The sequence below is a fragment of the Gordonia sp. DT101 genome (assembly GCF_049844895.1).
Classification (GTDB): domain Bacteria; phylum Actinomycetota; class Actinomycetes; order Mycobacteriales; family Mycobacteriaceae; genus Gordonia.
Map to the genome: position 1 here is coordinate 37,178 of NZ_JBNCLX010000007.1, position 22,068 is coordinate 59,245.

Annotated in this window: 21 protein-coding genes; 11 read left to right on the forward strand and 10 right to left on the reverse strand. The window is 64.9% G+C overall.

Features of this window, described 5'->3' with window-relative positions:
• Nucleotides 1-12 precede the first annotated feature (12 nt).
• Both ACLQ3I_RS21280 and ACLQ3I_RS21285 read right to left on the reverse strand, forming a co-directional pair.
• Entirely contained in the window at nt 13-1,371 is a 1,359-nt protein-coding gene (locus ACLQ3I_RS21280; protein ID WP_425792925.1) for a flavin monoamine oxidase family protein, read from the reverse strand.
• Nucleotides 1,372-1,405: 34 nt separating this feature from the next.
• The gene (locus ACLQ3I_RS21285) at nt 1,406-2,860 is read right to left on the reverse strand and encodes an APC family permease (RefSeq protein ID WP_425804530.1); all 1,455 of its coding nucleotides are present in this window, start codon (nt 2,858-2,860) and stop codon (nt 1,406-1,408) included.
• A 186-nt stretch (nt 2,861-3,046) separates the two neighbouring features.
• Here ACLQ3I_RS21285 and ACLQ3I_RS21290 point away from each other — a divergent pair, with 186 nt between their 5' ends.
• Nucleotides 3,047-3,643: a TetR/AcrR family transcriptional regulator gene (locus ACLQ3I_RS21290; RefSeq protein WP_425804533.1), complete on the forward strand. Its 597-nt coding sequence runs from the start codon at nt 3,047-3,049 to the stop codon at nt 3,641-3,643.
• Between the two features lie 65 nt (nt 3,644-3,708).
• On the opposite strand, the gene ACLQ3I_RS21295 is transcribed toward ACLQ3I_RS21290, so the two are convergent.
• The 3 genes from ACLQ3I_RS21295 to ACLQ3I_RS21305 all read right to left on the reverse strand — a co-directional run bounded on the left by ACLQ3I_RS21295 (nt 3,709) and on the right by ACLQ3I_RS21305 (nt 8,415).
• A complete protein-coding gene (locus ACLQ3I_RS21295) occupies nt 3,709-5,163 on the reverse strand; it encodes an aldehyde dehydrogenase family protein (RefSeq protein WP_425804536.1) in 1,455 nt (484 codons plus the stop codon).
• A 5-nt stretch (nt 5,164-5,168) separates the two neighbouring features.
• A complete protein-coding gene (locus tag ACLQ3I_RS21300; RefSeq protein WP_425804539.1) occupies nt 5,169-6,698 on the reverse strand; it encodes a GMC family oxidoreductase in 1,530 nt (509 codons plus the stop codon).
• Nucleotides 6,699-6,942: 244 nt separating this feature from the next.
• A complete protein-coding gene (locus ACLQ3I_RS21305; protein WP_425793458.1) occupies nt 6,943-8,415 on the reverse strand; it encodes a PAS domain S-box protein in 1,473 nt (490 codons plus the stop codon).
• A 193-nt stretch (nt 8,416-8,608) separates the two neighbouring features.
• On the opposite strand from ACLQ3I_RS21305, the gene ACLQ3I_RS21310 reads away from it, so the two are divergent.
• From ACLQ3I_RS21310 to ACLQ3I_RS21335, 6 genes are read left to right on the forward strand one after another with little or no spacing between them, the layout of a single operon-like run.
• Nucleotides 8,609-9,781 (forward strand): acyl-CoA dehydrogenase family protein, encoded by a 1,173-nt coding sequence (locus ACLQ3I_RS21310; protein ID WP_425792920.1) that lies wholly within the window; start codon nt 8,609-8,611, stop codon nt 9,779-9,781.
• A gap of 48 nt (nt 9,782-9,829) precedes the next feature.
• Nucleotides 9,830-10,186 carry a hypothetical protein gene (locus ACLQ3I_RS21315; protein ID WP_425792919.1) on the forward strand — a complete coding sequence of 119 codons (357 nt, stop codon included), beginning with the start codon at nt 9,830-9,832 and terminating at the stop codon, nt 10,184-10,186.
• A gap of 47 nt (nt 10,187-10,233) precedes the next feature.
• On the forward strand, nt 10,234-11,511 hold the full coding sequence (locus ACLQ3I_RS21320) for an aromatic ring-hydroxylating oxygenase subunit alpha (protein ID WP_425804542.1): 1,278 nt from the start codon (nt 10,234-10,236) through the stop codon (nt 11,509-11,511).
• Nucleotides 11,504-11,998 (forward strand): aromatic-ring-hydroxylating dioxygenase subunit beta, encoded by a 495-nt coding sequence (locus ACLQ3I_RS21325; protein ID WP_425792917.1) that lies wholly within the window; start codon nt 11,504-11,506, stop codon nt 11,996-11,998. Before ACLQ3I_RS21320 ends, ACLQ3I_RS21325 begins: the two co-directional genes overlap by 8 nt.
• Nucleotides 11,999-12,009: 11 nt before the next feature.
• A complete protein-coding gene (locus ACLQ3I_RS21330; protein WP_425804545.1) occupies nt 12,010-12,768 on the forward strand; it encodes an SDR family NAD(P)-dependent oxidoreductase in 759 nt (252 codons plus the stop codon).
• A gap of 28 nt (nt 12,769-12,796) precedes the next feature.
• Entirely contained in the window at nt 12,797-13,747 is a 951-nt protein-coding gene (locus ACLQ3I_RS21335) for a PDR/VanB family oxidoreductase (RefSeq protein WP_425804548.1), read from the forward strand.
• A 26-nt stretch (nt 13,748-13,773) separates the two neighbouring features.
• Here the strand turns inward: ACLQ3I_RS21335 and ACLQ3I_RS21340 are convergent, their stop codons facing one another.
• The 3 genes from ACLQ3I_RS21340 to ACLQ3I_RS21350 form a co-directional block, all read right to left on the reverse strand.
• Nucleotides 13,774-14,427: a response regulator transcription factor gene (locus ACLQ3I_RS21340; protein WP_425792914.1), complete on the reverse strand. Its 654-nt coding sequence runs from the start codon at nt 14,425-14,427 to the stop codon at nt 13,774-13,776.
• 61 nt (nt 14,428-14,488) lie between these two features.
• Complete coding sequence (locus ACLQ3I_RS21345) at nt 14,489-14,770, reverse strand: hypothetical protein (RefSeq protein WP_425792913.1); 282 nt, start codon at nt 14,768-14,770, stop codon at nt 14,489-14,491.
• Between the two features lie 29 nt (nt 14,771-14,799).
• Complete coding sequence (locus ACLQ3I_RS21350) at nt 14,800-16,095, reverse strand: amidase (RefSeq protein ID WP_425804551.1); 1,296 nt, start codon at nt 16,093-16,095, stop codon at nt 14,800-14,802.
• A 180-nt stretch (nt 16,096-16,275) separates the two neighbouring features.
• Here ACLQ3I_RS21350 and ACLQ3I_RS21355 point away from each other — a divergent pair, with 180 nt between their 5' ends.
• Nucleotides 16,276-17,448 (forward strand): flavin reductase family protein, encoded by a 1,173-nt coding sequence (locus tag ACLQ3I_RS21355; protein ID WP_425804554.1) that lies wholly within the window; start codon nt 16,276-16,278, stop codon nt 17,446-17,448.
• Nucleotides 17,445-17,999, forward strand: coding sequence for a nuclear transport factor 2 family protein (locus ACLQ3I_RS21360; RefSeq protein WP_425804557.1), 555 nt, complete (start codon nt 17,445-17,447; stop codon nt 17,997-17,999). The genes ACLQ3I_RS21355 and ACLQ3I_RS21360 overlap by 4 nt, the downstream gene beginning before the upstream one ends.
• A gap of 24 nt (nt 18,000-18,023) precedes the next feature.
• Here the strand turns inward: ACLQ3I_RS21360 and ACLQ3I_RS21365 are convergent, their stop codons facing one another.
• Complete coding sequence (locus tag ACLQ3I_RS21365; RefSeq protein WP_425804560.1) at nt 18,024-19,133, reverse strand: alpha/beta hydrolase; 1,110 nt, start codon at nt 19,131-19,133, stop codon at nt 18,024-18,026.
• A 78-nt stretch (nt 19,134-19,211) separates the two neighbouring features.
• A complete protein-coding gene (locus ACLQ3I_RS21370; protein WP_425804563.1) occupies nt 19,212-19,853 on the reverse strand; it encodes a TetR/AcrR family transcriptional regulator in 642 nt (213 codons plus the stop codon).
• An 87-nt stretch (nt 19,854-19,940) separates the two neighbouring features.
• Between ACLQ3I_RS21370 and ACLQ3I_RS21375 the strand changes: the two genes are divergently transcribed.
• Together ACLQ3I_RS21375 and ACLQ3I_RS21380 are read left to right on the forward strand one after the other, a co-directional pair.
• Nucleotides 19,941-20,504, forward strand: a complete 564-nt coding sequence (locus ACLQ3I_RS21375; protein WP_425792907.1) for a VOC family protein — start codon at nt 19,941-19,943, stop codon at nt 20,502-20,504.
• A 16-nt stretch (nt 20,505-20,520) separates the two neighbouring features.
• A complete protein-coding gene (locus ACLQ3I_RS21380; protein WP_425804566.1) occupies nt 20,521-22,068 on the forward strand; it encodes an AMP-binding protein in 1,548 nt (515 codons plus the stop codon).

A 22,068-nucleotide genomic window follows, 5' to 3' on the forward strand; every position in this document is an offset into this window, starting at 1 on the left:
CCGCACTCCGATTCATCGCCGCCGATCGACCACCAACTCCTTGATCAGGCTGCGGGCGTTGACGATCCCGGACTCGATGGCGCCGTCGACGACGACGCCGTTCCATCCCTTGGCGAAGTCTGCACCGGCGAAGCGCAGTCGGGTGCCGGTGGAGTGGAACTGGCTCCAGCCGTTGAAGAACTGACCCGACTTCAGCGTCGCCCAGGTCTGTCCCGACCACTTGTCTGCCACCCAGTCGTGTCCGCCGCAGTCGAGAACGGTCACGTCGTCACGCCACACATTGATGGCCTGCTGGGCGGACGCGGCATCATCAAGAGTGATCGTCGTGTGGTCGGAGCCGAAACCGACGAGAATCGTGGCGTCCTCGTCGTCGAGGAAGTACTCACTGCGGAGCAGGGAGATCGGATGATCACCCGGTGCCCCGGCGATGATCGAGTGACGGCCCGCGACCTTGATCCAGATCTTGAATCCGACGGAATTGGTGCCCTCCTCGATCACGCACTGCGCGGGTGCGGGCAGGGCAGGACTGAAGTCCACGTTGCCCAGGGCGCCGATCGGTGCGGTCACGATCACCGCATCGGCCGTCTCGACCGAGCCGTCGGAAAGGGTCACACGGACCCCGTCGGTCGAGTGCTCGACACCCGCGACCGGCGAGTTCAGTGCGATGTCGGCCCGCAGGTCGCCGGCGATCGAGGTGTACAGACCGCGCATGCCTTCGGTCAGTTTGAACCGAAGGGTCTGCTCGTCCATCAGGGAGCTTCGATGATCGCTCAGCGACGCCCAGTGCTTCGCCATCAGCGGTGAGGCAGTGGCAGTCGGCCCCTGGTAGCCCGCGGACCAGTACGAGTCGGCGAGGTCGATCTCCTCCTGCGTGTAGCTGCCGTCCCGGAGGCAGTCGAGCACACTGCCCTTGTCGGCCTGCCTGAAGCGCTCGATCAGGTCGGGATCGGTGGATTCGTCGCGAAGGATGGCGAACGGATCATGCGGATACGGGAAGAACTCCCGTGAACCCTCGAAGATTTTCTCCTGCAACCTGCTCAGCGCTTCGTCGAGGTCGTGCTCGGTACCCTTGCGCACCATGCCTTCGCTGACCCAGTAGGCATCGTCGATGTCAGGGCTGGGGTAGATCTCCTGGCCGTACCGGGTGATCTCGGTCCAGACGAACGGCTGCATCCAGTGCACCCAGGTGGCGCCCATCTCCAGCGCGTGTCCGCCGAGGCGCTCGTCGGTCCAGGCGCGACCGCCGATGCGGTCGCGGGCCTCGTGAATCCGCACCTCGATTCCGGCCGCCTCGAGTTCGCGAGCGGCGATGAGCCCTGCGAATCCGGCGCCGACGACGATGACCTTCCGTGTGGTCGGTGTGTCAGACATCGAAGTGTCTCCTGTCAGTAGAGGTCTCGGTGATTCAGGGGAGTGGCAGGTCCACGGGACCTGCGTCGTCGCGGCGCGACAAGAGTGCACGGCCCGCCACCCAGCAACCGGCAAAGGTGGCCGCGATGACGATCAGGAAGATGACGGCCAGCACCTGGGAACCGCCGATGAGAGTGGTGAAGTTGGCGATCACCAGTGCGGTGATCCCGAGCAGCCCCAGTGTTCCCAGAACGGGAGCGATCTTGGTGTGCCACAGCCTGTTGTCGACCTTCGACCGGCGGAAGTAGGCGATGATCGCGACGCTGGTGAGCACCATCAGGACGAGGATCGCGACGATCGCCACACCGGCCATCCAGGTGAACAGCTGCAGGACCGGGTCCGCGCCGGCGACGGCGAAAGCGCCGACGAGGACGAAGGCGGTGGCCGTCTGGAGGGCGGATCCCTCGTGGGGGGAGCCGTGCCGGGGGTGCACATTCGTCAGGCGCCGTGGCGCGAAGCCGTTGCGGGACAAGGCGAACATGTAGCGAGCGATCGTATTGTGGAACGCCAGCAAGGCCGCGAAGAGGCTCGTCACCAGCATCACCATCATGATGTCGGAGGTGACGCCGCCAAGGAACTGCGAAGCGGCGATGAACGTGAGATCTGCGGTGTTCTCCTGGGCGGCCGCCTGGACGTTGTCGCTGCCGAACGCGAGGACCACGGCCCAGCTGGCGACGGCGTAGAGCACACCGATCGTGATCACCGCGACATAGGTCGCGATCGGCACCGTCCGTTTCGGATTCTTGGCTTCCTCGCCGTAGATGGCAGTCGCCTCGAAGCCGACGAACGAACCGATCGCGAACATCAGGGCGATCCCGGGTGATCCGGAGAAGAACGCGGATGGGGTGAACGACACGAAGTCGACACCGTGGGCGCCGCCCTTGGCCAGCACCGCCACTGACAGCGCGACGATCAGCGCGATCTCGGCGATGAGCAGCACGCCGAGGACCTTGGCTCCGAGGTCGATACTGCGATAGCCGAGTACGGCGACGATCGCCATCAAGATGAAGGCCCAGAGCCACCACGGCAAATCGGGGCCACCGAACCGGATGACCACATCCTTCAACGTGGATGCGGCGAGTCCGTAGATCGCTGCCTGGATGGTGGTGTACGCGAGGAGGGCCAGGCCCGCGGCACCCAGACCCGTCGGGCGGCCGAGTCCTTTCGTGACGTACGCGTAGAAGGCGCCGGTATCGGTGACCGACGCGCTCATCGCGGCGTATCCGACGCTGAACACCAGTAGCACCAGCGCGGCCACGATGTACGCCATCGGGGCGCCGGCGCCGTTGCCGATGGCGATCATCACCGGGAGTGAACCGGCGACGGCCGTCAGGGGCGCGGCGGCCGCGATCACCAGGAACACGATGCCGGCGATGCCGATCGATCCCTTCAGCGAGCGGGATCCACTCTCGCCGGTGACCGCCGATGTGACCGTGGGATTCTCTAGCATGACCGTCCTCTGTCTGGACGTCGCCCGCGACAATCGCGCGACGTGGGTGGGCTGCCTGCAATCATTTGATTCAACACACGTAGAATCAAACGTTGTGATGGAGGTTACAACGGGTGCTTGGGTCCCGACATCGGGGAAACCTTTACCCCCGTGCTCTGCGCTGTCGCCCGGGAGAACGGAGATCTGATGCCGAGATTGGTGGACCATGACGAACGTCGTCGGGCGATCGTGGCCGCGGCCTGGCGAATCATCGCCGATCGCGGCATCGACGGCATCAACATGCGTGACCTGGCGACGGAGGCCGGCTACACCAACGGCGCGCTGAGTCATTACTTCTCCGGCAAGGACGAGATCCTGCGCACCGCGTTCGAGTACGTCATCGACGCCACCAACCAGCGCATCGACACATCCGTCGGACGTCGACGGGGAGGCCAGGCCCTGCACAGACTGTGCATCGAGATCATGCCGCTCACCGACGAGGCCAAGCTCGAGGCACGGATCGCCGTGTCGCTGTGGCAGCGGGCCATGACCGATCCGGGGATGGCGGAGGTGAACAACGTGGCCGTGGCGGCATGGAAAGGGCGCATGGCGACCTATTGGCGGGAAGCGATCGACGGCGACGAACTGCCGGCGGTCGACGTCGATGCGGGCGTCGAGGTGCTGATGACGACGATCATCGGATTGCAGGTCAATGCCGTCCTAGACCCGGCGAGCACATCCCGGTCGGCCCAACTGGCACTTCTCGACACCATTCTGGCCGGCCGCGCCTCGGCAACCTTGTGACGAACCGGGGTGGGCGATGACGAAACCGCACATCGCCCACCCCGGTGGTCACCGGCCGGAGTCGATCACAAGACGACGGTGACCGTCTTGGTCTCGGTGTAGGACAGAATGCCCTCGTAGCCGAGTTCGCGACCCACACCGCTGGCCTTGACGCCGCCCCAGGGCAGTTGCGGAGCCAGCGGCGACCAGCCGTTGACACCGATCGCGCCGGCCTCGACCTTCGCCGAAATCGTGTGAGCGCGAGTCACATCGCTGGTCCATACGGTGGCCGACAGGCCGTACTGGTTGTCGTTCGCCAACGCGATGGCCTCCTCGTCACTGTCGAACGGGATGACCACGCCGACCGGGCCGAAGATCTCCTCACGGGCGACGGTCATCTCGTTGCTGCCGGCCAGCACGGTCGGCTCGACGAAGAATCCGGGGCCTTCGGGCGCCGAACCGCCGGTGATCACGTCAGCACCTTCACCGGCGCCCGTCTTCATGTACTCGAGCACCCGATCGCGCTGGCGCTCGTTCACCAAGGGGCCCATCGTGGTCGACGGGTCGAACGGGTCGCCGATCACCTGCGCCTGGGCGGCGCCCTTCAGTCCGTCGATGACGGCGTCGTAGACCTTCCGATGGACGATCACCCGGGTGCCGGCAGCACAAACCTCGCCCTGGTTGAAGAACAGGCCCATCGCGGTGCCCTGGATCGCGGCTTCCAGATTCGCGTCGTCGAAGATGATCTGCGGAGCCTTGCCGCCGAGTTCGAGCGCGGTGCGCTTGAAGTTGACGGCGGAGTTCTGCAGGATCGCGCGCCCGGTCACGGTGGAACCGGTGAACGAGATCTTCTTGATGCCGGGATGCAGCGCCAGCGCCTCGCCTGCCACCTTGCCGACACCCGGGAGGACGTTGACGGTGCCGGGCGGGAAGCCCGCCTCGGTGACGAGCTCGGCGAGTCGCAGGATCGAGAGGGAAGCGTCCTCGGCAGGCTTGATGATGACGGTGTTTCCGCAGGCCAGGGCGGGGGCGAGCTTCCAACCGAGGATCATCAGCGGGGCATTCCACGGCACGATCGCCGCGACCACACCGAGCGGTTCACGACGTGTGTAGGCATGGGTCGGCACCGGTCCGCCCATGTAGCCGTCGTTGGCGATCAGCTCGCCGTTGATCTTGTCCGCCCAGCCCGCGTAGTAGCGCAACGTCCCGATGAGGTTGGGGATCATCATCGCGGCGCTCATGCCGACCGGACGACCCATGTCCAGGGACTCCAACGCGGCGAGCTGTTCGACGTCGCGTTCGACGAGGTCGGCCAGCTTGTTCAGCAAGGCGCCCTTGCGCGATGGTGCGAGGGCGCCCCAGTCGCCGCGGAACGCCGTCGTGGCCGCCGACACCGCGGCATCGACGTCACTCGCGTCCGCTGCGGCGAGGTCGGCCAGCGGCTGCCCGGTGGCCGGGTTGAGGGTGGTGAAGGTCTCGCGGGCGTCGTGCCATTCGCCGCCGATGTAGAGACCGGTGTTGAGGGTGGAAATGTCGATCATCGGGACTACTCCTTGGTGCTGCGTGGGTTGCTTGTCAACCCCGCGGTGATCAGTTCGGCGGCGCGCTCGGCGATCATCGCCGTCGGTGCGTTCGTGTTTCCTGTTGTGACAGAGGGCATCACCGATGCGTCAGCGATCATCAGGTTCTCCACCCCGACGGCACGCAAGGCCGGTGAGACCACGGCGTCGGCGTCGGTGCCCATCCGGCAGGTTCCCGCCTGATGGTGGTAGGTGTTCACGGCACGGCGCACCCACGCGGCGAGTGCCTCGTCGCTGTCGTCGACGTCGGGACCGGGCAGGGCCTCGGACGCGCCCCATTCGTCGGCGAGCGGTCCCTGTCGTCCGACTTCGCGGCACTGGCGAACCGACCGGACGAGCGCCCTCAGATCGCGCTCGTCGTCGAACAGATTGAAGTCGATGATCGGCTCCGATGCGGGGTCGGTGTCGCGCAGCGTGACACTGCCGGTGCTGTGCGGCCTGATGAGCCCCGCATGCAGCGTGAAACCCGAAGTCGGGCCGGTCATTGCATCGTCATAGTAGAACGGCACGCTGAAATTGATCGGCTGGGTGTCGGGCACCGGAAGAGTGGGATCGCTCTTCCAGAACCAGTGCGTCTGGGTCACCGGCTGGAAGGGCTGCGGCGGATCGATCGGCTTCTCGGTCCCGAAGATCACCGGCACCAGGAAGTGATCCTGCAGATTCTTGCCGACGCCGGGGACGTCGGCCACGACGTCGATGCCGTGGCTCCGTAGTTCATCGGCGGGACCGATCCCACTGCGCAGCAGGATCGTCGGTGATCCGATCGCACCACCGGACAAGATCACGAGTCCGGCATGTAGTTCTCGGTGCCCGCCATCGACATCGATGATCCGGACGCCGCGGACCGTGCCGTCGGAGACGATGATCGAATGGACGAGCGCGCTCGACTCGAGAGTCAGGCGAGGGTGGTCGAGAACGGGACGCATGTACGCGGCCCATGTCGAAAGCCGTTGTCCGTCACGCAGGTTGAGTTTCATCCGGGATACACCCTCTTGGTCTCCGGAGTTGTAGTCCGAGTTCAGAGGGAGACCGTGGGTGACCGCGGAGTCGAGGATGCCCTGCTGGATCGGTGACAGGTCGGGTTCGACGGTGTCGATCAAGCCGTCCGGACTCTGTGCACTCTCGATCTGCTTGAACAGCGGCGATACCGACTCCCAGTCCCAACCGGTGTTGCCGGCGGCCGCCCACTGGTCGTAGTCCCACGGCGAACCGTGCACCCAGATGGTGCCGTTGAGCTGGTTGGATCCGCCGACGACCTTGCCGCGCGGAACGTGCAGCCGGCGATCCATCGCGTTGCGCTGTGGTGCGGAGAAGTATCCCCAGTCCTCGGGGCCCAGCCAGAGTTCGCCGACGCGCGACATGTCGCGGATCGCCGGGTTGGTGTCGGCGCCGCCGGCCTCGACCAAGGTCACCGTGAGACCGGCATCCAGAAGGCGACGGGTGATGACCGAGCCGGCGGTACCGGCGCCGAGCACGAGTACGTCGGGAGTGGGCATGTGTGATCCTCCTTGGTGCGGCTCGGCTCGGCTCGGCGCGACGTCGACAAGACCTGCAACTGCGCGTGCATGTTCTGGTCCGTCACGAATCACGTTTCCGCACTGATGACTTCGGTTGACGTGGGAGACGTGACGGCGCTGTCGGTCTCGATCGACGGCCGTTGTCGTGGCCGCTGCTGACCAAGCTATCCAGCGCATCGACGGTGCACTACTGGGTCTTGCCAACGTCGGGGTACAGAAACCTTTACCCGGTCTCCGCAGGTCGGGTGGGTTCCGGCGCGTCGGCCAGCGGCAGCGTCACCTTCACCGCGGTCCCCGACGGCTCGTTCGGCAGGTACTCGATCGTGCCGCCGTGACGTTCGAGGATGTGCTCGGAGATGATGAGCCCGATGCCCGAACCGTCGTGTTTGGCGGAGAAGACCCCGGTGGCCAGTCGGTCGGTGGGAACACCCGTCATGCCACGTCCCTGGTCCCGGATCCACACGCAGGCGCTGCCGTCATCGTCGCCGGTTTCCACGGCCAACTCCTTGACCTCGGTTGTCGGCTGGGCGATCTCGTCGAGCGCGTTGACGCAGAGATTGATGATGACCTGGCCGATGAGGACATTCTCGCCCTGGATGAACAGATTGCGATCGGGAATGTCGGCGAAGACACGGATGCCCTGCTCGGCGGCACGGAGTCGCACGAAATACAGACTCTCCTCGACGGTCTCGTTGAGATCCATCAGAGTGGTGGTGCTCTCGATGCGACGGACATAGCGCTTCACCGACGTCACGATGTCGGCTGCGCGATGGAGTTGCTTCTCGATCTGGTCGATCCCGTATTCGAGGCTGCGGGCGTCGACGGTCTCTGACGACAGCCGGGCCTTCAGCCCGCTCAGGTAATTCGTCGACGCGGCCAAGGGTTGCCCCAGTTCGTGGGCGAGGATCATCGCCATGTCGCCCATCGCGTGATAGCGGCTCAGGTACTGCAGATTCGCCTCTTGGTAGGCGGTGCGGCGTTCCCACTCCACCCGGTCGGTGACGTCGCGGATCGTCAGAACGCGTGATCGGATGCCGTCGTGGGCCACGATCTCGAGTTCGCCGGCCAGCCAGATGGTGGTGCCGTCATCCTTGATGATCTCCTGCTGGATGCTCACCGAACCCGCCCGGCCGTCGAGACGCTCGATCACATGGTCGCTGTTGAGTCGGGGTTCGCACCGCCCGAGATCCTCGAGGTGGACGCCGGAGAGCGCAGCCGGTGTGCTGCCGAACAGCTGCGCGGCGAGCGGGGAGATGTCGTCGATGCAGTTGTCGTCGTCAAGAACCACCAGTCCGGCCGACGTGTGGGTCATGATGCGCTGAAGCGATTCCGACACCCAGCTGAGCTCTTCCTGCAGCTCGACTTCTTCGGACATGTTGCGGAACTCGACCATCACGACCGGACCGTCCTCGCACCGCACCAAGGTCGCGCGGGCGTCGGTCAGGAAGTCGGTGCCGTCTTTGGCACGGTATTTCCATTGCTTTCGGCTCGAGCCGTACACGACGGCGGACTGCAGCCAGGCGACGCCGACCTCGCGACGGTACTGCCGCTCCTGAGCGCTCATGTGGTGGGCCTTGAGGGGCCTGAGTTCTTCGAGGGTGAAACCGAACATGCGGCATGCGGCCGAGTTGGCCCAGAGGATGTTCTTCGAACTGGCCTCATGGATGAGAATCCCGGTGCCGGTGTTCAGGATCATCTTCTCGAAGTCGCGACGCGCAGGGAACACGTCATCACCTCGCCTTCGCCGGACACCCAGCATCGACCGTCTCGTGGTGCGGCGCAAGTAAGGGAAATGCTTAGCGACAGCGCAGGAAATCCCGATACCGGTGGTGCGTACGCGTCCATAGTGTAGCGCCCAGAGCGAATGTCGAATCTGAACGGAGACAGCGATGACCACGGAGAGCCTGACTGAGCGGGTGGTGGCGGAACCGGCCGGTGCCGCACGTGACGCCGCATTCGATCACGCCCTCGATGTCCTCCGGGATCGTCGTGACGAGTTCAACGCGCAGCGGTACGTCTCACGCGACTTTGTCGGGTTGCTGAAGCGGGCCGGTATCTACCGGGCGTCGACGCCGTCGGTATTCGGTGGAGAGCCGATGCCACCGTCGGAGTTCATGTCCATGGTGGAGCGCATCTCGGCGGTCGACCCCGCTACCGGCTGGGTCTCGAGTTTCGGTTCGTCACTGGTCTACTTCGCGGCCCTGCCGGTGGCGACGCAGAAGAAGATCTACGCCGACGGGCCGGACATCGCCTACGCCGGGGGACTGTTCCCGATGCAGGAGGCCGAGAAGGTCGACGGCGGCTATGTGTGTTCCGGCGTCTGGCAGTTCGCCAGTGGCTGCCGGGGCGCCGACATCATCGGCGTCGGTCTGGCCGGTGGGCCGCAGACCGAGGGCAAGCCGCTGACCGCATTGGTCGATCCCGCCGATGTCGAGATCGTCGACAACTGGGACGTCGCCGGGATGAAGGCCACCGGATCTCACGCCGTGCGCGCCGACCGGCTCTTCGTCCCCGAGGAGATGACCTTCGTCCGCGGCGGAACACCGCAGATCGACGAGCCGCTGACCCGCTACCCCGCGCTCGCATACGCCGCCCAGGTCCTGGCCGTGGTCACAATCGGCGCGGCCCGCGGTGCCCTCGACTACGCGCTGGAGGTCGGCGCCGCACGCACCTCCATCACGGGTGGGGCGAGCAAGGGTAACCGTCCGGCCTACAAGTCCGGGCTCGCCGCGGCCGAGGCCGAGCTGCGTTCCGCGCGGGCGTTCTTCTACGAGGCCACCGATATGGTGTGGGTCAAAGCGCTTGCCGACGAGCATATCTCGACCGATGACAGGGCGCTGCTCCGCCTCGCCGCGACTCATGCCGCGCATGTGGGGCGCCGAGTTGTGTTGCAGGCCTTCGATCTCGCCGGCACCGGTGCGATTTACGAGACCCACCCGTTGCAGCGGTATCTGCAAGATGCATTGGTGCCCGCGCAGCACGCCATGCTCCAGACCAACACCTATGAGGCTGCCGGCGCACTGATGCTCGGCCTCGATGCCGGTATTCCCAGCTTCCCCTGATCTCTCGAACTGACCAGCCCGCAATTCTCAACGAACCAGGAGTTATTCATGGCCGCCGAGCCCCTGCGCACCCTGTTCTGTGTCGGCAACAACCAGAACTTCTTCGATCTGCCGAAGGCCGAGATCGGCCCGGTGTGGGAAGCCACCGTTCGATTCCTGTCCGCTCTGAAGAACATGGACGGCGTCGACATCATCGGAACATTCGACGACGACGCGCACATGGTCGGACCGTCCGACGGGTGGCCCTGGACGTTCTACGTCCTGGCCGACGTACGCGATCAGACGACGGTCACGGCGGCATGCAACCTGTTGCGTACCACCATGGTCGGCGAGTTCGCGCTCTGGAAGTACTTCAAGGTCGAAGCCCGGATGGGTCGCGAACTCACGATCCGCGACGACGTCTGACCGATCCCAGCCCGCACACCCGATGGCGATGACAGTGAAGGACAGCAATGACCACCATTGAGAGGCCGACCCGCGGATTCTCCGACCTGGCCGAGAAGGACCGCGTCGCGGGAGCGCTCTACACCGACCCGGAGATCTTCGACGAGGAGATGAAGAAGATCTTCTACCGGACCTGGGTGTGGGTCGCGCACGAGAGCGAGATCCCCGAGGCCGGGTCGTTCAAGACCACCCAGGTCGGCGACCAATCGGTCATCGTGACCCGGGATCGCAAGGGCAACTTCAATACTCTGCTCAACCGGTGCCGCCACCGCGGCGCGACGGTGTGCGACCAGCGCAGCGGCAAGGCCAACGGCTTCACGTGTCCTTACCACAACTGGTCATACACACTCGACGGCCGGTTGCGCGGCATCCCGTACCCCGACGGTTACGAGGGAGTGGTCGACAAGAACGACTTCCCGCTGCAGAAGCTCCGAACCGAGAGCTACCTCGGCATGATCTGGGCGACGTTCGATCTGGACACCGAGCCGCTGGAGGACTTCCTCGGAGACGCCAAGATCTGGATGGAGCGCTTTCTCAAGCAGTCCAACGGATTCCCGACCAAGGTGCTGGGCGCCCACAAGTTCCGGTTCAAGGGAAACTGGAAGATCCAGCTGGAGAACACCACTGACGGCTACCACTTCCCGATGGTGCACAAGTCGTGGATGGCATCGGTGGACTCCGAGACAGCGAACATGATGTCGTTCATGGATGATCCGGCCGCCGAGACCCATGCCCTGGGTAACGGCCACAGCGTCGCGATCATGGCCGCGGCACATGCCGATCTCGACGTCGACAACGGTGACGAAGAGATCCAGCCGCGCTTCCAGCATCTCGTCGACGAGCTCGAGGAGGCAGGTGAGAGCCCCGAACGCATCCGCCGGTACATGCGCTCGATGCACGGCTGCGGCTTCAACCTCAACATGTTCCCGAACATCGCGATGTCGTCGTCGTTCTTCCGCGTGCTCATCCCGATCAGCGTGGACGTGACCGAGGTGTGGCACATGGCGATCGGCATGGACGGCGGTCCAGAGAGCATCAACCGGGAGCGCCTGCGTATCCACGAGCATTTCCAGGGCCCGTTCGGCTTCGGGAGTCCCGACGACGCCGAAGGCTGGGACCGCGTACAGATCGGTGCGGGCGGCAACCCCAACATGCCGATCCTGGTCAACCGCGGGGAAAACCGCGAGTACACCACCGAAGAGGGTTGGCCGACTTCGCATGTCACCGACGAGACCGGTATGCGGGAGTCCTACGACATGTGGAAGAGGATGATGAGCGATGACTGACGTACTCACCTTCACCGACACCCGGGTCCTGCGCGCGATACAGCTCGTCTGGCACGAGGCCGCCGTCCTCGATGCCAAGGACTATGTGGCCTGGGAATCGATGTACACCGACGACGCGCTCTACGTGATCCCGATCGACCCGGACACCGACGATTTCGAATCGTCGCTCAACATGGTCTACGACGACAAGCGCATGCGGCAGCTGCGTGTCCAGCGGATGATGCAGGGCTACGCGCCCTCCGCGGTCGCCGCAGCCCGCACAGTGCGGATCGTGTCGCGGTTCACCGTCGAGGAGATCGACGACGAATCGGTCACCTTGCGATCGGCGCAGATTCTCAACGCGTTCAAGCGCGACACCTTCTCGACGGTCGGCGCCGAGATGACCCACAAGGTCGTGCTCTCCGATGACGGCGACAAGATCGCGCTCAAGGTGGCACGTCTGATCGACAGCGAGGACGCGGTGAGCGCGTCCGGATACCTTCTGTGAGGCGTGATCCCATGACATCAGCACCATCGACATCGGGGATCGCCGTCGTCACCGGCGCGGCAGGCGGAATGGGCGGCCACATCGCCCGGCGGCTGCACGCCGAGGGACATCGCGTCCTTCTCACCGACATCGCTGTGGACGCCGCGCGCGACATTGCGGCCGAGCTCTCGCCGGACGGCTCCACGGCGCGGGCGATCACGCTCGACGTCGGCCACAAGGCGAACTTCGAGAGCGCGCTGGACGAGTGCCGAACCCTCTGGGGGACACCGACAATCATGGTGAACAACGCGGCGCGCACCCAGGCCGCGGATCTGATGACCTTGGCCGAGGACGAGTTCACCCAGGTGCTCAACACCAACGTCAACAGCATCTTCTTCGGCTGCCAGGTGTTCGGTGGCGCGATGGCCGAGCGCGGCTACGGACGCATCGTCAACATGGCCTCGCTGGCCGGCCAGAACGGCGGCACGGCAACGGGCGCCCATTACGCCACCTCCAAGGGTGCGATCCTCACCGTCACCAAGATCTTCGCTCGCGAACTCGCGGGCAGCGGTGTCACGGTCAACGCGGTCGCGCCCGGCCCGCACGATCTGCCCGTGGTGAAGGCGACCGTGCCGCCGGACCGACTCGATGCCGTGATCGCCGGCATCCCGGTCGGTCGCCTGGGCAGTCCGTCGTTCATCGCGGACATGGTCGCCCTGCTCACCAAGGACGACGCCTACTTCGTCACCGGCGCCTGCTGGGACGTCAACGGCGGGCTCTACGTTCGCTGACCCAGTCCGTTCTATCAGGAGAACAACCATGTCGCTGATCGACGTGATCGTCTCGGACGTCGTCCAGGAGACACCGACAGTCAAGACTTTCTATCTGTCCAAACCCGATGGGACGCCGATCGGCTCGTACTCGCCGGGTGCCCACATCGACGTCATGGGACCCACCGCGATCACGCGGCAGTACTCGCTCTGCAGCCGACCGGATGGACGCGAGTCGTTCGCCGTGGCCGTCAAACGCGAGACCGACTCGCGCGGCGGCTCGGTGGCATTGCACGAGGTGAAGGTCGGCGACGCACTCAAGATCAGCGAGCCCCGCAATCTGTTGGAGATGGGATCCGACGCCTCTCACCACGTCCTGGTGGCGGCGGGCATCGGCATCACGCCGATGCTGAGCATGGCACGGTACATGGACGTCGAGGGCATCAGCTTCGAACTGCATTACTTCTCCCGGACCGAAGAAGACGCGGCATTCCTTCCGCTGCTGCGTGATCGATGCCCGGAGAAGTTGCACGCACACGTCGGCGTCGCACGTGACCGACAGGACGCCCTGCTGGAATCCGCCCTGGCGCGGGCGGTCGACGGGACCCACGTATATGTCTGCGGTCCCGATGGTTTCATGACGAAGGTCGTCGCGCTGGCGGAGCGGTTCGTGCCGGCCGGGGCAGTGCATTTCGAGAACTTCCACGCCACCGCGCAGCCGTCGGCGGAGTGCAACACCGCGTTCGAGGTGGAACTCGAGGGTGAGACCTACTCCGTGCCGGCCGACAAGAGCATCGTGGAAGTGCTGGAGGAGAACGGATGTGACGTCGACACTTCGTGTCAGGAGGGTATCTGCGGCACCTGCATCATGCAGATCGTCGACGGCGATCCCGAACATCGCGACAATGTGCTGACCAAGGTGGAACGTGAATCCGGCGAGGTCATCGCCGTCTGTGTGTCGCGGGCCAAGGGGCCCCGAATGGTGCTCGACTATTACTGATCCACCGGGGACAGATGGCGGTGGGGTCAGGTGGCGGTGTCGGTCGGCACCGCCACATCGAATCTCAGGATGTCGCGCACAAGGGTGCTGATGCTGTCGGCGTCGGTCTTGCTCTTGATGCGAGCACGGTGGACGTCCACGGTCTTCACACTCATCTCCAGACGACGGGCGATGTTCTGGCTGGGCAGACCTTCTACGACCAGGGCGAGGATGTCGCGTTCGCGCGGGGTCAGCAACGCCACCTTGGCCTCGATGGACCGTCGCTGCGCATACGTGTGGAAGCGTTCGGTCGCCTTCTCCATGCCGGCCTGCACCGCGTCGAGCAACCGCTGTGGGTCGTAGGGCTTCTCGAGGAAGTCGAGAGCGCCCGCCTGCAACGTGGACACCGACATGCGGATGTCGCCGTGCGCCGAGACGAAGATGATGGCGACGTGCGGGGCGAACTCGTTGAGTTTCTCCTGCAGACGCGGACCGCTCATCCGGGGCATCCGGACGTCGAGGATGATGCAGGCCGGATGGTCACCCCGGTACGCGTCGAGGAACTCGTCCGCGCTGTGACAGATGTGTGGTGAGATCCCGATACTCCCCAGCAGCCAGTCGACCGATTCGCACAGAGCGGGATCGTCGTCGACGACATACACGGCCGTCGACGCCGCGGTCTCAGCTGGTTCCTGTGTCATCGGTGGCAATTTCCCGTCGCTGCGCTCGCCCTGTCATCGTGTCGAGGGTATCCCGGCCGGCCTAGTCATCCCAGGCGGCGTCGGCGGTCCAATAGTTCATGCCGACCGCACTGACCCGATGCTCCCATTCCGACGTGCGCTGCAGCCACGGTTCCTCCTTGCGTACCGATTCGTCGGCGGCTTCGGGCCCGTCGGCCTCGACCGTCCAGTGCACCCAGTTGACCTCACGTCCGAGTTCGTCGTGGACGAACAGGTCGACGTGATGCCATCCGTAGTTGAACGTGTCCTCGTAGCAGGTGAGGAACATGCGGTGGTGGGTGACGGGGCGGGGCTTGATGACCATGGTGATCGACTTCTCTCAGGGGCGGCGGCTCAGGCCGACCGGGCCGGCGATGCATGCAGAAGGGGCTCCAGCGTGGTGGCCAATTCGAACAGGTTCGCCTCGTGGCCGGGGAGACCGACGATCTGCACGCCGAGCGGAAGGCCGTCGCCGGTACGTGCGCCGGGAACCACCACGACGGGACAACCCAGGAGCTGCCACGGGCGGCTGAGCACAGGGGAACCGGTGGCGCCGAGACCTTTCGGAGCCGGACCGGGGGCGGCGGGACCGACGATGACGGCGTTCGCACCCAGGATCTCGGACAGCAACTCGCGCGACCTGTCACGACGGATGAGGGCGGCGGCGTGATCGTCGGCGGGGACTCGACGTCCGTCCTCCACCAGTGAGAGCAACTGGGGGCTGAGGGCCGCACCGTGCGCGTCGACGATGTCGTTCAGGGTGGCGGCGGCCTCGTGACTCATGACGGTGAGGTGATCATCGGCGAGGGTCTGGACATGGTCGTCCCAGTCGAGACGCCGGCAGTCGACGCCCGCCCTGATGAGCATTCCCTGGAGGGAGTCGAGCAACTCTCGCATCTGCGGGTCGATGGCGACGAGTTCGTTGCCCTCCCACAACAGTGCGCCATTGACCATGCGGCGCTGCGGAGTACGGGCGGACCGTCCCGCGAATGCGGTGTAGACGTATTCGAGGTCGGCGACGCTACGGGTCAGCAATCCGAGTGAGTCGAGTGAGGGGCTGAGCCCCGTGATACCCGCGAGGTCGGTTGTGCCGTGCGCCATCACCATCCCGGCAGCCCCGCAGTAGGAGGCCGGACGTGTGAGCGAGCCGGCGGTCTGTGTCCCGAGTGCGAGCGGGATGACGCCGGCGCCCACTGCGGCGGCCGAACCGCTCGAGGAGCCACCGGGAGTGTGATCAGGTGCATGCGGATTGCGCGTGGGACCGGGGGAGAAGTAGCCGAACTCGGTGGTCACGGTCTTGCCCTGGACCACGGCGCCGAGCTCGCGCAGTCGCCGGACACACGGCGCATCTGTCGCCGCCGGCCGGTCCGAGGTCACCGTCGAGCCCGCCCGCGTGGGCAATCCCGCGACGTCGATCAGATCCTTGACACCGACCGAAACCCCGCGCAAGGGCCGTCGGCCGGGCGTGTGGTCTTCGGTGCGGGCGTCGTCGAGGTACGTCGTCGACAGCTCGACCCACGCGGACAGATCGGTTTCGGTGCGGATGATCTCCTCACGCACCTGCGTCGCGAGCAACTCCGCGGACACCACACTCTCGTGCACCGCGGTTGCCTGGTCACTGACAGGCTGTGTCGAGTAGGCCGAGCTCACCGTTCCTCCTTTTTCCGGTGAGTCCCAGTCTGCCCGCTCGGCACCGTCCGCGACAGTAAAGATTTCCCTCCTACCGCTGTAGGGACGTGACGAAATAGCTTCGCACCATCAGATGACCGGATCAGGTCGCTCGGTCGCGTGACAGCGACGTCGACACGTCCAGTGAATCCAGGAGAAGCCATGTCTGCCAACGCCCCTGCCGCAGTCGATCCCAAGCTGTTCCGCGACGTTCTGGGCCATTACCCGACCGGTGTCGTGGTGGTGACGGGTCGCGACACCGACGGAGAGGTCCTGGCGATGGTCGTCGGAACCTTCAGCTCGGTGTCCCTCGACCCTCCGCTGGTGTCGTTCATGCCGATGAAGACCTCCCGCACGTTCGAGAAGATGCAGAAATGCTCGTCGTTGTGCATCAACATCCTCGGCGGCGAACAGGAGGACATCGTCCTGCGGGTCGCCCAGCGATGGGAGAACAAGCTCGACGGGATCGACTGGTTCCCATCGCCGTCCGGTGACCCGGTCCTGAGCGATTCCGTGGCCTGGATCGACACCACTCTGTGGGACACGGTCGAAGCCGGTGATCACTGGATCACGCTGTGCGAGGTGCGCGATCTGGCGGTCACCAATCCCGTGTCGCCCTTGCTCTTCTTCCAGGGCGGCTATGGCAGCTTCGTGTGTACCTCACTCATGGCGCGCATGGATCACGAGATCCTGCCGGCCATTCACGCTGCCCACTCCGCCCGATCGCAGGTCGAAGAACTGGCGTCGTCGATCGGGTGCGAGGTAACGGTTTTCACCGCCGTCAGCGTCGACGAGATGGCCACCGTGCTCTCGGTGACCGGCGCCGGTGTCGATCGCGAAGAGGGTCTCGCGCATCGCATTCCGATGGTCCCGCCGATCGGCGACTCGTATGTCTTCGATCAGGATGGCGACGCCCAGGAACGCTGGATCGCCAAACTGCGCGGCGCCGACGAGACGGTCAAGGCGGTCCACCGTGCCCGACTCGCATTCGTCCGGGACAACGGTTACCTGATCTCGTTCCTGCCGGCCGAGGGCAGTGCGGCATATGACGAGATGCGCGAAGCGACCCGCCGCTACGAAAGTGGTCGGTTGACGCCGTCCGAGGAACGGAGCATCCGCGCGTCGATCGAGAGCTCATCGGTTGACTACCGTCTCCGTGACCTTGACGATCACGAGATCTACGATGTCGGGTCGCTGGTTCTTCCCATCCGCGACCCGAAGGGCGGCCACTCGATGACCCTTCGACTGGGGCAGTTGCCCTCCCGGCAGACGGGCGCGCGCATCAACGAGTGGATACAACAGGCACGGACAGTAGTGGAGGTTCTGGAACAATGACCGCAGACGCCATCGCAGCATTGACCGCGCGTATCGAGGTGCTGGAGGCCGAGGCCGAGATCCGACGCATCCAGGCCCGGTACATGCTCCTGTGCGACACCCCGTGTCCGGAATTCGGCGTCCGGGACGACGCCGAGCGTATCGACCTCATTCTCGACCTGTACACCGACGACGCGGTCTGGGAGGGCGTCGGGGAGTACTACAACGGCCAATTCGGACGGGCGGAGGGCAAAGACGCCATCCGGAAGCACTTCCAGGCGTTCTGGGGGGAGAAGCGGGACCCGGCGCTCCTGCTCAACGTCCACTACCTCACGTCCGAACAGATCCATGTCGACGGCGCCGAGGCGGACGGGCAGTGGGTCCACATGCAGCCCTGGCTGTTCTCGGACGGCAGATCACTTTTGCGATCCAGTCGTCTGAACAACACCTTCCGCAAGGAGGACGGACGATGGCGGGTCAGTCGCACCCGGACCGAGAACATCTTCATCGCACCTCTGCCCGACCGCTTCGCCGAGAGTTATCCGTCGGCATCGGTACTGATGCAGCCCTAGTGCACCATTCGGTTCACGTCGCGCTCAGAAGCGCTGGGCGATCCACGCGTCGATGAGATCGGCGACGTCGTCGCGGCCGTTGTTCTCCTGGAAGTAGTGGTCGGTGTCGAACTCGTGGAACGTCTTGTCCGTTGCGCCCAGGCCATCGCGGATCGCGTTGGCATCACAGGGGAACACTCCGGTGTCCCGATTGGCGTTGACCACCAAGGAGGGCACCGTGATCCGGGGCAGGTGGGCGTGGGCGCGGGTGTGTGAATCCTCGAGACTCCACAGCGACAACCACGTCCGCAGTGTGGTGGCCGAGGCGATCCCGAACACGGATTTGTTGGCGCGCTCCGGTGTGCCGGCATAACACCGGTTCGGCTCCCGCTTCGTCGGTTCCAGGGTCGGATCGACCATGCGCGGGTCGGCCCAGGTCCGGGACACCGAGAAGGGACGGTCGTGGTATCCCGCCGCTGCCAGTCGTGCGAGTTCGTCCTTGACCCATCGGGTGATCTTGTGATTACGCGCGGACTGCGCGTCGCGGTATCGCTGCACGAACTCGGTCGAATACGACGGCCCGTTGTCGGGATTGAACAGGTCGAGCGTGGGGTCGGTTGCCAGCGGGTCGTTCTCGTCGACGACGGAGCCGTCCATCCACGCGGTCAGCACATCCGGCCGGCCGAGGTGGGCCGCGCTCGAGATGTACCCGTCGGCGGCGGGGAGATCCTCGACGCCGCGGGCGAGTCGTGAGCCTGCGACAGCTGAGATGGATGGTTGCGACGCCTGCGACTGATAGGCGGCCATCAACGACCCGCCCCCCGAGTTACCGAGCAGCACAACGGTGTCCACGCCTGCCTGTTCGCGTAACCAGCGTACGCCGACGCCGATGTCGACCAGGGCATGGTCGAGCAGGAAATGTGCTTCGTCTCCTCGGAACCGGGTATTCCAGCCGAGGAACCCGTAGCCACGCCGTGCCAGATACTCGGCGAGATAATGCTCGGAGAAATCGATCTGATAATGCGTCGCCATCACGGCAATTCGCGGCTTGCGTTGTGACGGAGTGTGATACAGGCCCTGGCACGGATGTCCGCCCGCGCCTGCACGGCCGACGGTTGGGGATTCGAGACCGACAAACGTTTGCTCGATGGGCACGGCAACTCTCCTAGGATACGAACCTGATGTCAGATTCGTATCATAGCCGGTTCGACGGTGGGCGTCGAGACCCGGATCTCACACGGACTCGGGTTTCCAGTAGACGGCGTGGTACCAGGCGTCGGCGAGAGTGCTGATGCATCGTTCGTCGTCGGCATCCGCTGCGCGGCCGTTCGCGAGGCTGTCGTAACAGAACATGTTCAGCATCGACACGATCGCGCGCGCGGTGAGCTCCGCATCGACGCCGGGGCAGTAGCCGTCGGTCTGTGCACGTCCGATTGCGCGGGCGATCACCGTGATCAGTTCTCCGCACAGGGAGTCCCACACGCGCGCGAACTCGTCGTTGACCATCGCGAGCTGGAAGACGCCCACCATCTCGGCGAGTCGGTGGCGGTAGGTCTCCCAGTGGGCCCGGACCGACGCGACGATCTGTTCGTACTGATCGGGGTGTGAGTCGTGGATCGCCCTCTCGACTCGGGTGCGGGCCTCTTCCTGGAACTCGCGTGCCCAGTGTTCGAGCAGTGCGTCTTTCGAGTCGTAGTAGTTGTAGAAGGATGCAGGCGACTTTCCGGCCTCGCCGACGATGTCGGCGACTGTCGTCTTCAGGAAGCCCTTCTCTGCGATCACCTTGCGGGCAGCCGTGTGGATTGCCTCGAGGGTCTCGCGGCCGCGCTTGGTCGGCCGGGTCTGCTGTGGTGCCACGGATTCATTCTGGCCCATCGGGGCGCTCCAGGAGTCGAGGGCGGCCTATTCACAGGATACGAATCTGATGTTACATTCGTTTTCTGTCCACGGAGGAGAAACGACATGACAGACAATCCGAGGTTCGACGTCCGCGGTTTCAACCACGTCGCGCTGGTGTGCTCCGACATGCAGCGCACGGTCGACTTCTACAGCAATGTGCTCGGTTTCGAACTGGTCAAGACGGTGGAGTTGCCGGGCGGAATGGGTCAGCACTTCTTCTTCGATGCCGGCAACGGCAATTCGCTGGCGTTCTTCTGGTTCGTCGATGCCCAGGACGGCGTGCCGGGCATCTCCGCTCCCGAGGAGAAACCGGGATTCGGCGAGTGGATCAGTGCGGTGAGCTCGCTGAACCACATCGCGTTCGATGTGCCTGCCGACCGGTTCGAGGACTACCGTCGTTCGCTCAAGACGGCGGGTGTCCGGGTGGGGCCGATCGTCAACCACGACGACAGCCCCAGCCAGATCGCCACCGAGATGCACGACGGCGTCTACGTGCGGTCGTTCTATTTCCAGGACCCTGACGGGATCCTCCTGGAGTTCGCCTGCTGGCTGCGCGCTTTCGGCCCACGCGATGTCGAGCATGCGCCACGGACCGCGGCGGAGCGTCGTCGCCAGATCAACGCCTGACCCGGGATAGGCCACCATGGATGCGCATCACCTCCGGTCGCTCGGCGCCATGCTCCGGCACTGGGCCGATGTGGCGGCAGAGCAGCCGGCGATCGGCGTCGTCGACGGCCGGTCGCACACGTTCGGGTCGTGGTTTCGGCGAAGTTCCCGGATTGCCTGCGGCCTGGATGATCTCGGTATCGGAGCCGGTGACACGGTTGGATTTCTGGGTAAGGATGCGGTGGTGTGGGGTGAGGTGCTGGTCGCCGCGTCGTACGTCCGAGCCGCCGGGGTGCCACTCAACTGGCGGCTGAGCCGTCGAGAGATGGCCGAGACCGTGGCCGACGCCGCACCTTCCGTGGTTGTCGTCGAACCGGAATTCCTGCCGCTCCTCGGACATGATGATCCGGGTGACGGTGTGACGCGGGTGATCGTCGGAGAGGCCGCCCCGATCGCCTACGACGACTGGGTAGAAGGGCTGCGGGCGTCCGAACCCGAGATGGCGCCGGAATCCGATGACGTGGCGATGATCGTGTACACGTCGGGGACCTCGGGCCGGGCGAAGGGAGTCGAACTCCCGAATCGCGCCATCGCGGCCAACATCGCATCATCGGCGCCCTGGGACATCAAACCTGGTGACACGGTGATGATTCCGGCTCCGCTGTTCCATGTCTCGGGAACGGGCTGGCTCTTCTATTGCCTCGGTATCGGTGCGGAAGCGCTCTACACCACCGACATCAAGCCGTCGACGGTGCTCGACGTGCTCGCCGGTGGCGGTGTGGACCATGCTCTGACGGTGCCGGCCGTCGTTCACATGCTGATCTCGCACCCGGACGCGCAGGGTAGGGAGTATCCGAGCCTGCGGACCCTGATCTACGGGGGCTCGCCGATGGCACCTGCCACGGCGCGCGATGCGATGGCAATCTTCGGATGTGAGCTGGTGCAGAGCTATGGGATGACCGAAACCTGCGGCCCCATCACATTTCTCACGGCCGACGATCATCGCGCCGGCGGTCGGAGACTGGCGGCGGCGGGTCGGGCGGTGCAGGGGGTCGAACTCGTCGTCGCCGATCCGATCGACGGCTCGGTATGCCCGCCCGGTGTGACCGGCGAGGTGCGGACGCGCAGCGCCCTGATCATGAGCGGGTACCGCAATCAGCCCGATGAACTCGTCAAGGTGCTCACCCCGGACGGCTGGTTCCGCACGGGTGACGCCGGCTACCTCGACGAGGACGGGTACCTCTTCCTCTGCGACCGCATCAAGGACATGATCGTGTCCGGTGGCGAGAACATCTATCCGATCGAGGTCGAGAATGTCTTGCTCGAACATCCGCAGGTGCTGGAGGCGGCGGTGATCGGGGTGCCGGACGAGAAGTGGGGCGAAACCGTGAAAGCCGTCGTCGTCGCGCGGGAGCCGTTGGATCCGGGAGAACTGACGTTGTTCTGTCGGGATCGACTTGCGCACTACAAATGCCCGACCTCGATCGACCTGAGCGATGAACTGCCCCGCAACCCGAGCGGGAAGCTACTCAAACGCGAACTGCGTAAGGTCTATTGGTCACAGCACAGCCGATCGATCGCGTGA